Origin of the sequence: Microbulbifer sp. MLAF003 (assembly GCF_030012965.1) — a bacterium.
GTDB lineage: Bacteria > Pseudomonadota > Gammaproteobacteria > Pseudomonadales > Cellvibrionaceae > Microbulbifer > Microbulbifer variabilis.
In genome coordinates this window covers 1583496-1597541 of sequence record NZ_CP120232.1, presented here as the reverse complement: position 1 = coordinate 1597541, position 14046 = coordinate 1583496, and the positions used below count along the sequence as shown (strand labels likewise).

General features: G+C 45.9%; 8 protein-coding genes. 3 read left to right on the top strand and 5 right to left on the bottom strand.

Annotated features, from left to right (window positions below):
* Positions 1-84 precede the first annotated feature (84 nt).
* Together P3339_RS07680 and P3339_RS07675 are read left to right on the top strand one after the other, a co-directional pair.
* The gene (locus tag P3339_RS07680; RefSeq protein WP_282952922.1) at positions 85-831 is read left to right on the top strand and encodes an aspartate/glutamate racemase family protein; all 747 of its coding nucleotides are present in this window, start codon (positions 85-87) and stop codon (positions 829-831) included.
* 403 nt (positions 832-1234) lie between these two features.
* Positions 1235-1945, top strand: coding sequence for an SIMPL domain-containing protein (locus P3339_RS07675; protein WP_020413393.1), 711 nt, complete (start codon positions 1235-1237; stop codon positions 1943-1945).
* A 52-nt stretch (positions 1946-1997) separates the two neighbouring features.
* Here the strand turns inward: P3339_RS07675 and P3339_RS07670 are convergent, their stop codons facing one another.
* Positions 1998-3359: a metal-dependent hydrolase family protein gene (locus tag P3339_RS07670; protein ID WP_282952921.1), complete on the bottom strand. Its 1362-nt coding sequence runs from the start codon at positions 3357-3359 to the stop codon at positions 1998-2000.
* Between the two features lie 91 nt (positions 3360-3450).
* Here P3339_RS07670 and P3339_RS07665 point away from each other — a divergent pair, with 91 nt between their 5' ends.
* Positions 3451-4062, top strand: coding sequence for a glutathione S-transferase family protein (locus P3339_RS07665; protein WP_020413395.1), 612 nt, complete (start codon positions 3451-3453; stop codon positions 4060-4062).
* 598 nt (positions 4063-4660) lie between these two features.
* Here P3339_RS07665 and P3339_RS07660 read toward each other — a convergent pair.
* The 4 genes from P3339_RS07660 to P3339_RS07645 all read right to left on the bottom strand — a co-directional run bounded on the left by P3339_RS07660 (position 4661) and on the right by P3339_RS07645 (position 14020).
* Positions 4661-5410 (bottom strand): hypothetical protein, encoded by a 750-nt coding sequence (locus P3339_RS07660; RefSeq protein WP_282952920.1) that lies wholly within the window; start codon positions 5408-5410, stop codon positions 4661-4663.
* A 923-nt stretch (positions 5411-6333) separates the two neighbouring features.
* A complete protein-coding gene (locus P3339_RS07655) occupies positions 6334-6924 on the bottom strand; it encodes a hypothetical protein (RefSeq protein WP_282952919.1) in 591 nt (196 codons plus the stop codon).
* Positions 6925-9860: 2936 nt separating this feature from the next.
* A complete protein-coding gene (locus P3339_RS07650; RefSeq protein ID WP_282952918.1) occupies positions 9861-12677 on the bottom strand; it encodes a M16 family metallopeptidase in 2817 nt (938 codons plus the stop codon).
* Between the two features lie 254 nt (positions 12678-12931).
* Positions 12932-14020: a Glu/Leu/Phe/Val dehydrogenase dimerization domain-containing protein gene (locus tag P3339_RS07645; RefSeq protein ID WP_020413400.1), complete on the bottom strand. Its 1089-nt coding sequence runs from the start codon at positions 14018-14020 to the stop codon at positions 12932-12934.
* Between the last annotated feature and the right edge of the window lie 26 nt (positions 14021-14046).

Here is a 14046-nt window from a genome sequence, read left to right as displayed (position 1 = left end):
CCCGCTCAGCCTCTATTGATCCATACTCTAATCCATACTTTAGCGGGCGATATAATCTAGAAATAAGAGAGTCTGGACCTGATCATGAAGCTGCTTCTCCTCAACCCAAATACCACAGAATCTATGACGTCACTAATGGCGGGCGCCGCACAAAGGGTTGCATCTCCGCGCACCAAAATCGTAGCGACCACCGCCAAGATCGGCTTTCCTTATATTTCAAGCCGGGTCGAGGCCGAAATTATTGCTAGTGATATCCTCGAGACAATTGCTGAACACCACACACAGGTAGACGCAGTCATTATCTCTGCATTCGGGGATCCAGGTCTTATTGGTGCGCGTCAGTTATTCGACATTCCCGTGATCGGTGTTGCCGAGGCGGCAATGCTGACCGCTTGTGCGCTTGGCCAGCGCTTCTCGATAATCACATTTAGCGATAGTTTGGCGGACTGGTTTCGCGATGGTGTGCTGCGTGCCGGTCTCGAAAATCGTTTCACCGGCATTCGCCTACCTAGCGAGCGTTTCCAATCGATCGAAACCGTACAGGAAGAGCTTAGCGAAAGCTTGGTTCAGCTCGTAGAAGAAGCCGCATATACTGACCGGGCAGATGTCGCCATCCTCGCTGGAGGGCCGCTCGCCGGTCTTGCCACAAAGGTTTCTGGCAGACTGCCGATTCCTGTAGTCGATCCAGTCCCTGCCGCTGTCGTGCTAGCAGAGGGTCTTGTACGGCTCAACCCAGGCATTGCCCGCGCAGGTGGTTTCGCCCGTCCGCCCGCGAAAGACACATTGGGCCTCCCCGATAGCCTCGCCAGGCGAATAGGGCACACTGACTGAGCTTCTTCCAAGCCCTCCTTATAATAATCTCTACTCTCCCGACAGCTCTGACTCATAGAATTACGGCGGCTGGATTTAGCCTGCCAGGTACAGCCTGCGATTGAGCATCCTAAAAACACATGCAGCCACGTGTTTCCAACAGATGTCGATACCTTCTTCTCCTGGGGTTTGTTATCTACCAAGAAAGATGAAACTTATCAGAAGAAATTTAGCTCTGATTAAGTGGGCAGCACTTTCCCGGCCAAGTGGCAAGCCAATATTGCCAAGCAGCTTGTCTACAGCTCCCCGATGATCCGTTATGCTGACCTTCTTGCTCAGCTGCGGTTCAGAAAGGCACTGATAGTATTTGGCGCCTAATGCATCGGAGTGATGCCAAATCCATAGCGATTGATAAGGAAAAATCATGAAGTTAGTAAAATTCTCGACAATCACAGTGCTTACTCTGCTTATCGCCGCTTGCGGAAATGGGCAGGCTCCCTCCGAACGGGGAACCCTGGTCTCTATTGCGGCTCACGGTGAAGCCAGCCAGATACCAGATGTAGCCAATATTTCCGTGGGCGTGGTAACAGAAGCCCAAGACAGCAAAAAGGCCATGAGTGATAACGCTGAACAAATGGAATCACTGATGGCGGCGATAAAGAAAGCGGGTATCGCCAAGAAAGATATCCAAACCAGCGGTATCAGCCTTTCTCCCCGCTATCGCTACCAACAAAATCAAACCCCGAAAATAGTGGGCTATACAGCGCGGAATACGGTGAGCGTTAAAGTGCGTAAACTGGATAAACTGGGCCAGGTACTGGACGGTTTGGCAGCTGCTGGAGCAAACCAAATTCACGGCCCAAGTTTTGAAATCGGCGAACCTGGCCCGGTCAAAGCGGAAGCCCGTGAAAAGGCCCTCTTAGATGCCCAGGAGCGAGCTACTATCTATGCAAAAGCCCTGGGAATGAAAGTTCGAAGAATTGTTAGTATTTCTGAAAATGGCAATGGCGGTATGCCCCGCCCGATGATGCTGCGCAGTGACATGGCGGTAAAGGAAAGCGCTTCAACCCCAATCTCTCCCGGTGAGACGACCCTTTCCGTAAATCTTGAGCTGGTATTCGAACTGGAAGACTAAGACAAGCTTTCCGGCTCCACCAATATTTTATGGGGCCGGAAATCTGTTCCCTTCAGCTCTCGCCCACACCCTCGATAAATACCTCAACCGCAGGTTCGCTGGGCTCCTTAAATACTTTGCCCCCTTTCATTACAAATTGCACCCGCTGCAATTCGGAAATATCCTCCAGGGGATTGCCCGCGACTGCGATAATATCGGCAATTTTACCCTCGCTGATGCTACCCAGTTCATCCTGTACCTGCAGAAGTTGAGCCGCATTCCACGTGGCCGAACGGATAGCGTCTGCTGGCGTCATACCACCTTGCACCATCAGTACAAACTCCCGAGCATTCTCTCCGTGCCTGGTGACCCCTGTATCGGTGCCAAAAGCAATTTTGACACCGCGCTTATAAGCTTTGGAAAAAGTATCCTGCATTAACGGGCCCATAGTTGCTGCCTTGGGGCGCACAATATCTGGCAGGAACCCTTCGATTGCGGATTTTTCAGTCACCCACTCCCCCGCCATGAGTGTCGGTACAAACCAGGTACTATTGCGCCGCATCAGGTCCATTACTTCTTCATCCATGTAGGTGCCGTGCTCAATTGAATCCACTCCAGCACGGATCGCACGTATCATCCCTTCCTTACCATGGGCATGCACCGCCACGGTAAAACCATAGTCCTTAGCCGCTGCAACAATGGCCTCAAGTTCATCCTGCATAAACTGTGGGTTCTGTCCGCTTTTGGCAACACTCAAGACACCACCGGTTGCAGTAATCTTGATTAGATCTGCACCATCCTTATAGCGCTGACGTATTGCCTTACGAGCAGAGATTGGGCCATCGACAACACCATCGACCGGGCCGGGATTACCAACCAGATCTTCACGGCGTCCATTTGTGGGGTCCGCATGGCCACCGGTGGTAGCAATTGACTTACCCGCAGTATAAATTCTCGGCCCCTCAATCGTGCCAGCTTCAATAGCCCGGCGCAGGCTCACGGTTACATTATCGTGATCACCAAGATTGCGTATAGTAGTAAAACCCGCTTGTAATGTGCGATTAGCTGCATCTACACTGCGCAGAGCAAAGTCTGCCGGATTCCAGGTATAGGACTCCACGTAAGCGCGAGGACCAAACTCATAAGTAAGATGGCTATGCATATCCATAAGCCCTGGCAATACGGTGTACTCGCGCAGATCTACCAGGGACTCCCTATCCCGCTTGGCAAATCCTTTTTGTACCGATTCAATCCGGCCATCCACCACATGAATGGTGCGATTTTCCAATAATTTTCCATTAGTGCTGTCGAACATTTTCCCCGCATAAATAGCGACACTCTCTGCAGATACCGGCAGGCTGAAGAATCCTACACAAACCGCCACGGCAGTGGCGGTGCGGCGAAAGAAGCTGTTTCTCTTGGCACTTGTGGTCATTGTCCTCACCAGTAAGTCTCTCTTAGATTTGAACTGTTTTTATTGGAAATCGTACAATTTACCGTAATCGCCAAGGCGAGAGGAAGCCCCTATGAAAATCTATGAGTTTGCGAGTGCACCCAATTGCCGCCGAGTTCGTATGTACTTGGCTGAAAAAGGCATTGATGTAGAGTTTGCTCCTGTGGATATTACCAAGGGGGAAAATCTCACCCCAGAATTTCGCAGCAAGGATATCAATAAAAAAGTACCGGTTTTGGAGTTGGACGATGGCGCCCACATTGCCGAATCTGTGGCTATCCAGCGTTACTTCGAGGAATTACACCCAACCCCTCCCCTTTTCGGGCGAAATGCTAAAGAAAAAGCCCTGGTGGAGATGTGGAATCGTCGCGCTGATTTTAATTTGATGTTCGCCGTTGGGATGTGCTTTCAGCATGTTTCCGGATTTTTTAAAGACCGTATGAATGTCTACCCAGAGTTTGGTGAGGATGCAGGTAAACGCGCCCTGAAGTTTATGAGCGTTTTAAACGATCACTTTTCCGATAGTGAATACCTGGTTGGCGACTATTTTTCAGTCGCGGACATCAGTATGGTTTGTAGTCTGGACTTCGGCAAAGTTCAAAATCTGCGCCCGAATGAAGAAAAGCACCCCCACCTGATTCGCTGGCGCGAGCAGCTCAAGAAGCGCCCCAGCTTTAAGGTATGACTGAAGCACACAACTAATTTCACTTCACAAAGATAAAGACTATCGCCCCATATAAATGGCGTGGGGCGAATTTATCGAGAAAGAACCTGAAATTACAACAGCATAGATCCCATTCAAACAAACAAGTCATCATCCGACTAATATTTAGGGTTACTCTAACAATTAAGCTTCTCTAGATTTCACCACCTTCAGGTCTCCATAAGTTACCATCAACAAATATAAAGGAAACGTCGCAAGTTCAGTCGACAGATTAAGGATGGAGTTTACGACAAAATTAACTTGAACCCAGACAATGAAAATTGTAAGAGATTGCCCAATAAGATAGCAACTGTGAGACTATGACTGTACGAAAACTTCCAATGTATTGAAATCTATTAAGAAACTCCTGAGGAGGGTGACTACCAAAAGAATCTCCCTAATACGCTCACCAAAAAAACCTACATTAAACCAATATCAGTAAGAGCATCCTTCAGTGCCTGCTGGTTATCATCCAAAGACCAACCCAATATTGACTGAATTAGTTGTCCGTCGTAAAAGAAGTAAAACGCCGGCGTACCCAAATTAGCATCTAAGAAAGACCACGATGATGAGTTATATATCAAGCCGACCGGCAATTTTGGATAGGTTTGCATCCAGTTTTTATGCTGTTCAATTTGCAGACTTCCACCTGGCTGGGTAAGCCAAACAGAATACTTAAAAATATCTTTTTTAATTGTACATCATCACTAATGTAATTTGCTGCAGCCCTGGAAAAACGACACCCAGGATTTGAAATAACTAAAATAAAAGGACCCTGTGAAGGAATCTCAAAAGCACGCTGCTTAAGCGACGAATCTTCAAACTCTAAAATAAATGGCTTTTCGAGCGCCAGGTCATTAACCCTGTTAATTTTAGGCAAATATTCCAAATAGTTTAATTTCTTTTCTTCAACCATACTCCTGGCTAATTCGAACTGCCCAGCGGCAACATAGGCTTTTTGCAAATCAGCATAATGCCGCCTCTTTACAAATTCTTCTCTCTCAAGAAATTCCAATAGCCTAAGCAAATCATCAGTATAATTAACCCGAGGATCATAAAAATTAACAACCGTTACAGCTCTAAATAAATATTCTAGATCCAGCTGTCTTAGCTGCTGCTCACCAAGGTTAGCTATAATTGGTTTAAAATTCTCTAGATATAGACTCTCAGCTACCTCCCTTCTTTCCTTAATTGAGCCAAGCTCTGCATTAGAATAAATTTCATTCAACTGATCGTAACGATCCTTGATAGAAGTGTTACTACTTGCCCATATCTCCACCACGCTTAAAAAGGGCAGCATAAACAGTATCATTACGGGTGTTTTTTTCATTATGATGTCCTAGCTTTATGATAATCCCTTCCGGCTCAGAAATCCGTTTTCGACTGCGTCTGATATATAGCCCTGAAAAAGGAAGCCTTTCAAAGACTGAGCGTGTGACACAACATTTAACACCTTTAAGAAAAGTTCATCCATAGAACCAAACCACCAATACATGGACACATAATTTAAATTACACTAAGGTGTTCTACCGAAATATATAGATTCTTAATTATTCCGGACAGGAAAACTAATTTTTCTATCTTCGCCTGTATACGCAATCAGCATCCTTCTACCAGCCAAGCACAACAATACTTTGGTAGTTTTATTATAAACTGTAATTTTCTTGCCCAGAACACCTAATTGGTTAAAGCAATGCAAACCTGTATCAAAATTCACCTTGCTACTATATTTCCGTGGAAATATGCACTCGAAGCTATTTTATTTAGCCACTGAAAGATCTTCAACAATGAATATCTCATTAGAATAGATTGACTTTCGACCAACGCTATTTATCTATTGGCTACTGAACATCTAAAGTTGAGATGGCACTCGATTTAAAGCCATACTGTAATTCACAGTATTGTCATTACAATATTAGTCCACTCCTGCCACCCTACTACCCGCCAAGATTCTTCCACAAAGATGCAGACAACTGGAACACTGATTTTCAAGTATCAATAGCAGCCCTAGCCTTGAATCTATAGCAACACCGCCTTTGAACTGCACTTGTCAACATTCATGTGTTTTGACATAGTTTTCGAACCTTTAGCCTGCTATAGCTTTTCTAGCAATCTACAGCAAAAATTGAACTCAGAAGGCAGGCCGATCCTATGACAGCTCCAGAGAAACTATCCTGCCCCAACCACTGGGCGAAGGCAGGATAAACCGTGTAGATTAGTAGCGCCCTAATAAGCTAGCTTTAAATCCGCAGATTAGGGATAGTTACACGTCCGTGAATTGCACATAGAGCGCGCCTGCTTTGCACAATAACGAATCGGCCAGCCACCCATATCTACGTCAGACTTACAAGTATAATCTTCGACCCACTCCCAATTAAGAGAGAGTGCAGCTTCAGCTCGCTCTGCTATCGCTCTGTCTTTTTCTGATTCCACAGTTAAATTTTTCATCGCCAAGGTAAATGACTGCAAACCAAATAATTCAAGGATATCATGTACTTCTGTTGCTGTTGGCCCATATTCTAACATCCCGTAATCAAACCCAGCCAAACCCTTGTCGGTGAATTTTAAGCTGTTGATAAATAGCTCTCGCTCTATTTCTGGCAACTTCCCGAGGGGCGTCTTTTCCACTGGATTAGCCACCAGATAATGATTTAAGTCTGACTCACTTTTGATTGGAGCATTCAAGAATTCAACCTGCCTCTTTAAAGACAAAATTTCCTCTTGAAGCTTAAGGAGAGCACTGTTCTCTTGAGCACCTAAAGAAACATCCTTAGAAAATACCTGCTGAGAAAATACAACAAGCAAAAGTGCAAACGCTGTACCAATTAACCTTAAATTTTTCATACTTCAATTCCTTTGAATAATCATATTTTTGCACCAAAGAAAAGTTAACAGCAACTTTTCCGGGCCGTAACTTACCAACCATATAAAAAAATGTAAAGGTTAATTATGTGCGACACCTTCGCAAAAACCCGGCCTTACGAAGGGTAATATTAAATTCCATCATGACAACCTTTCCAACAGATTGACTTATTTCCAGAACCCTCCCACCCACATACCAGCCGAATAATCATCGTAAACCATGTCGAACTTTTTATCGCAATTATATACTGGTGACAACCGGGAATTACCTATTTTAAGCTTTAAGCTTTAAGCTTTAACGAATAGAAATTATGCTGACTACAAAGCCAATAAGCTTTCCGCACAGCACCCCCTATAACTGGCACCCCAAAATTCACGAAGAGCCATTTTAGCCACTTCCACCTAATTTATTTCAATTTCAGTAAAGCAGAACCCTAAAATCATACCTTTTTGTGAACTTCATTTTTATATCCACCATGTACAAAATACCTCTTGCTTTGAGTCAATTTCATAGCACACTGATAGGTGAAGTGAAAAATCCCTGAATATTCTAGACATAAAAGCTCTAGAATGATTAATATAAGCATCCTCCCCCCTTACAGACTCGCCCTCTTAATTTCACCATCACAAATTACTATTTAATTTTAGGTGCAAATGATGTTATCCAACCACGATAAATTTTATAGAAGACACTAGGGATAAGCTAATTATAGGAATCAACAAACAAGGGGACAGGGCTCTCAGATTGCGCTCCTAATTTGAATACCAAGATGACCCCAACTATCTTAAGCTAGACACTCTAGGTAGGAACTCCTCACAAGCCTTAGCATGTTGATGACGAGAAATAATCTTAAGCGCCATCAGCATTGAATTAGCGGCGCAAATCAAACTGAAGTGCAGACATAGAGCTTGACTACCATAAATAGAAAATAAGTACAGAAATTATTTTCAGGCCACTGCACAGGATCCAGCTTATTATTCCGTTAATTTTGCCAACCCCTGAAAGCCGTCCCTTAATAAACCTCAGACCCCCTCAACGCTTTAACTCAGCAACTCATAACTTCGCTAGATAGAAACTTAAATAACACCCTCGAATGACCATCAACTAAATAGTATTTAGAGACAGCTAACTGGCCGCCCTTAGCATATATCTCAATCTGGCAGGCTCAACTGAAAAGTTGGTTATTTTACTTTGCAAATACAACCTTAAACACCATCATCGTAACGAGATAAATTTTCCTGGAAAAATAGATCGTATCAATTTTGATTTAAGCAGCTTTCTCGTTCCGAACTTCAAAAAACAACTTGTATAACAATTGTACACCTTTAAAACCATCAAATGATTCATTTAAGAACCTTGTAATCGGACAATACATTCAAAAATGATAGATTTCTTACCTGAAGGACCAACTCGAAAATAGCAAAGTTTTAATTATCGACCTGTATATCAATTGGACTCACTAGGAAGTTGGAGTATTATTGCTCCCCACAATATCATTGCCAGTGGCCTCATCTTTTAGCAAACCAGGAAATAGCATAACCAACCTTTGCATGCCCCTGGTTCTGGTTAATTAAAGACAGCTTGGATCTCAAACTTTTTTTTCAAGAAGTAGTAGGATTCCTGATCGACAACAATGAAGCAAGTTAAAACAGGTCTGATAAATTACCCCAAAATGTATGATATGCTTTGACACAGGATTCACAATTATCCAGCCTGCGCGACCTTTCCGGGAAGGCAAACCCCTCTTTCAATTTGACAATCACTTCATTTATCGATGGTATGCAAATCAAATAATCGTGACACTCTTAATCAAAAGAGTTCTTTTGGCAGCTATATATAGTTATTACCTATTCTGAGATTGAAAATTATCCCTCTTGCTTGGCAAATGATCACCAAAGGTTTTCCCTGCCTCATGTGGGACTTATACGCTGTCCTGCTACCCATACTTTCTAGTTTTGCCCACTATTAATACCGACACCCTCAACAGGATTTGTATTTATGAAAGCCTGTATTGTTGAATAACAACTCCAAGAGATGATCAGGGTCTTTAAACCATACAGTGCCCAACCAAAGGAACACATTGAAATTACGTGAATTAAAATACTATTTTTCCGGCAACTCCAACCCCAATTCGCACCCCCGTAAAAAATAGATATTATTTCCTTCTTCTATCTGCTTTCGAAATCAATAAGTGGCGATTTATACAGACTTTGATGTTAAACAGAAAATATATACACTTACCTTCGAAAAAATTAGATGAATGACCATCCAGCAGCGGATTACTAGTAATCTAGTTAGCCCGCCAGAGAGAGCTCATGCGCCCAGACTTTGCACATATCTATGTCAATAGGACTGTGACCAGGCTTAACATCTATAAGGTAACCGGCTGTGGAGATGAGATTTTCTGCCCCTCCCAGAGCCAACAAAGAAGCTGACCGCCTGGACAACTGCGCGTACGATACTATCCGCACCTTGAAAATGGACTGCATTCGTAGATATTGACATATCCCATGCTACCGTTGATTCACCCAGCCTTCCTCCAGAGTAGATGGGGGCGGCAGCATAACAATCAACCTAAGCAAGTTGAACAATAAGACTCATGAAACACCTGTAATGCAAAAAATAATTTATAGTAGCCTCTTAATACATCTAGAAGTTAAGGCACCCAAACTAACCCTGCAGCTTCTGTTAAATTGTTTGGCATCAAAGCCGCGTAAAATCGATGGGCATTTATTCATTTCACAGGCTTTGGTTGAGCTCGCCCCCCATAACCATTCACTAATCGGTTCTAGCAGAGATATTCGAATTGCAAATCAAGCATTCAAGTACTTTTTTATCGTAGAAAGTTTTTAAATATGCGCTACAAACTCAGGTTGAAAAAGGCCATAAAGGCCTTTTTCAAAAGTCTGATAAAGCCCTAATCCTTTGAAGGCAGAACTTCTACCGGGCCAATATCCAGCGCCTCTACTTCTCCCTTGATCTTATCCAGGTCTCCAACAATGACCCAGGTAAATTGCTCGGGGGCCAGGAATTCCTGTGCCGAGGCTTCAACTTTATCGGTATCAAGCGCGGCCACCCGCTGTGGGTACTCAGCGATATACTCCTCCGGCAGCCCCTTTTCTACCTGCCAATTAATACTGGAAAGCAATTGCCCCTTGGTTTGGAAGCGTGCACTCTGCTTGAGTACCTCATCATTTCGGTAATCTTCGAGCTCCTTCTCCGTAATTGGACGATCACTGAGATAATCCCGATACTCTTTCACTAACTCCTGTATTGCTGGTGCGGTTTTATTCGTTTGCACTGGCGCGAACAAAATGTAGGGACGCTGGCCTTCTGTATCCATAGAAACAGCGCGAGCTCCATATGACCAGTGCTTATCTTCACGCAGATTCATATTTACTCGGGAAGTAAATTTCCCTGCGATAATATTGGCCATTGCATCGAAGGCCTCAGCACCTTGGGGTTGCCAGGGAGGCATAACCAAACCGGCCATGATAAAACTCTGCTGCGCTCCTGGGCGATCCAGCAAATACACTCGGGCTTTTTCGGGACGCTCAACTTTAGCCACTTCAATTTTTGGTAATTCAGTTTTAGGTGCCTTCCAACCACCCAGAGTTTCGTTCAGTAATGGCTCAATTTCTTTTTCCGTTACATCCCCCACAACCGTCAGAGTGGCGTTATCCGGTCTCACCCAGGTTTTCTGGAAGTTCACCAGATCTTCCCTGGTTATTGACTTTATCCCCTCGGGAGTACCGGAACCGGTCAACGGTGAACCGTAGGGATGATCTGGACCAAACAGCAACGGCGGCAGCTCACGCAGAGCCAAGCCCTGGGGCTGTGCCTTTTCCTGGGCTATGGCATCCAAGCGGTTGGATTTTACCCTTTCAAGATCCGACTCAGGGAAACGGGGCTCAGTCACCACTTTGGCAAACAACTTCAAAGAGGGCTCCAACTGGGTCTTGAGGGCGCTCATACTGATGGAGTTGTAATCCAGTCCGCTCCCCCCGCCAATACTCACCCCAAGCTCCTCAGAGCGCGCACTAAACTCCAGGCTGTCCAGGTCTCCAGCACCCTCATTTAACATTTGAGCAGTCACAGAGGCGAGACCAGGTTTATTCTGATCGGCAGAGGCCCCACTGCGGAACTGCAAGTTCATCAATACCACAGGCGTATCATGACGCTCCGCCAGAACCACCTTGAGGCCATTTTTCAATGTAAATTCGCGCTGCTTGGGCAACTCCAACTCTACATTCTTATCGACCTCTGGCAATTTGCTGCGGTCGGCACCCTCTGTGGCGGCGGTGTACTTTTTCTCGGGCTCGATGATCAAGGTATAGGAATCATCCTTTAGCCACTGCTTTGCCACATCCTGCACCTCAAGCGCGGAAACTTTGGCATAATCTTCCACACCTTTAAGCAGGGCCCCAGGATCCCCATAATAAAATTCAGAGCGGGCAAGAATATCGCTCTTGCCACCAAAGCCACCGGTTTTTTCCAGCCCCTTCACCAACCCGGCAAATTCTCCCTGCTTAACTCGGCGTAGCTCCTCTGCGCTCACCCCGTTTTTCGCAAATTCTCTCAATTCTTTATTCAAAAGTTTTTCAACTTTATCGAGGGACTGCCCAGGTTTCACATCGACAATAATCATCAACTGCCCAGCCAGCTGGCGCCCATAATAAAAAGCGCTCACACTCGTCGCTACTTGCTCATCCCGCACCAAGCGACGATAAAGTAGTGAATTTTTTCGGTTAGCCAACAAGGAGGTCATCAGTTCAAGTGCGTGCTCCTCATTACTACCTACCGCAGGAACATTCCAAACTTTGTAAATACGAGTTTGCGGCACCTGGTCTCGTACCACCTCCCGTTTTTTAACCTGGGTAGGCAGTTCCCAGTTTTTAATTCGCGGTTGTACTCCTGTGCTGGGTATATCGCCAAAATACTTGCGCGCCTTGTCCATAGCCTCATCAACACTGACATCGCCAGCAATTACCAAAGTGGCATTTGCCGGTTGGTAGTGATCTGCAAACCACTTTTTCACATCCTCCAGGCTGGCATTATCCAGGTCTTCCATTGATCCAATTGGCGTCCAGGAGTAAGGGTGATCTGCCGGAAAAGTACTCTTGGCAATAATGTCGAAAGCCTTTCCATAGGGAGCATTCTCCCCCTGGCGCTTCTCGTTTTTTACCACTCCACGCTGTTCATCCAAAACTTCCTGGGTGATAGCGCCCTTGAAGTGGCCCATTCGGTCAGACTCCATCCACAGAGCCATATCCAGGGCACCTTTAGGCACAGTAGCAAAGTAGTTGGTGCGATCATTATTAGTGGTGCCATTCATATCCGTAGCACCCGAGCGCTGGAAAGGCTCGAAGTATTCACCTGGATAGTTCTCACTGCCGTTGAACATCAGGTGCTCAAACAGATGTGCGAAGCCAGTTTTGCCCTGCGGTTCATCCTTGGAGCCCACTTTGTACCAGATATTGGTGGAGACAACCGGGGCTTTGCGATCCTCGTGCACTATCACCGTCAACCCATTGGGCAGAACTTCTTTGTGATAGGGGATATCCAGCTCCGGCGGCGGTACATAGGCCTCTTTATCGGTGGCTGCTGCCTTGCTGCTGGCAGCGGCTTCTTTATCCACAGATAACGCATGGGGTGTATCGTCGACAGACTTGCCGCAACCGGCAAGACCTGCAGTGGCAATAACGACACTGATAAGTACTGGACGCAAGTCCATATTGTCACTCCCTCTTAATAACCGCGGCTTCAGGATGGCAAGTTTAGGCCAGGATTCACTCCTGATATCTGCTAAACCCTCAGCACATTCAAACAGTGGATCTGGCATCTTACCCGGTTGCCAGATCGATCGGACAAATATCAGACAAAAAAATGGGCACCGAAGTGCCCAAAAAATACATCACAGAGAGAAATGATCAAAGCAATCGCCTGTGGCGATCAGGTCACCGACACTTCTCTTGCGTTAAACTGCTGTTATGCGGCTACAGTGCCGGATTTATTCTCGGTATCGCCAGTCACAGAATGGTGGCCAAAACGCTCTTCGGCTATACGGTCAGCAACATGTGCCGTAGTCTCACCAGTCTCATCCGCACGTACAAACACCTCTTTCATAGTGCTGCCAATTTCTTCAATGTGCGCACGCACCTCATCAGCGTTGTAGTCGCCTTTCTGCTGGTAGTACACATCGATTATTCCACCGGCATTAATTACATAGTCCGGGGCGTAGAGGATTCCCTTCTCACGCAATGCTTCTGCGTGACGCTCTTCAGCTAACTGGTTATTTGCCGCACCGGCCACCGCACCAACTTTTAGACGGGAAATAGTGTCATCATTGAGGATCGCACCCATGGCACAGGGAGCAAATAGATCCACATCGAGGTCAAAGATCTCATCAGCGGTTACAGCAATCGCGCCCAGCTCAGTCACTGCGCGATCAATGTTGTCCTGGAAGATATCGGTAACGAACAGCTCCGCACCGGCATCTTTCAGCAGCTTAGCGAGGCGGAAACCCACATTACCAACGCCCTGGATGGAAACTTTCAGGCCGGTAAGGTCAGTTTTACCCCAGCGATGTTCCACCGCAGCTTTAAGGCCCACAAATACACCGTAGGCTGTAGAAGGAGACGGATCACCACCGTATTCAGAGCCCGCAAACAGGCCGGATACATATTCGGTGGTCTCACCAATCACACTCATGTCAGCGACACTAGTGCCGGAGTCCTCAGCGGTGATATAGCGACCACCGAGGGTATTGATAAATTCGCCCATGGCGCGCAGCAACTCAGGAGTCTTTTCCTTGCGCGGATCACCGATGATCACAGATTTCCCGCCGCCGAGCTTTAACCCCGCCATTGCAGACTTATAAGTCATGCCTCGGGAGAGGCGCAATACATCATTCAGTGCCTCACCATCATCGGCGTATGGCCACATGCGACAGCCACCCAGTGAGGGACCTAAATTCGTATTGTGTACCGCGATAATTGCCTTGAGTCCGCTCTTAGCATCTTGGTAAAACGCCACTTGTTCGTGTTTATCGTAGGCGGAATGGGAAAAAATACTCATTAACTGTTCCTCTCCGGAAGGCCGGT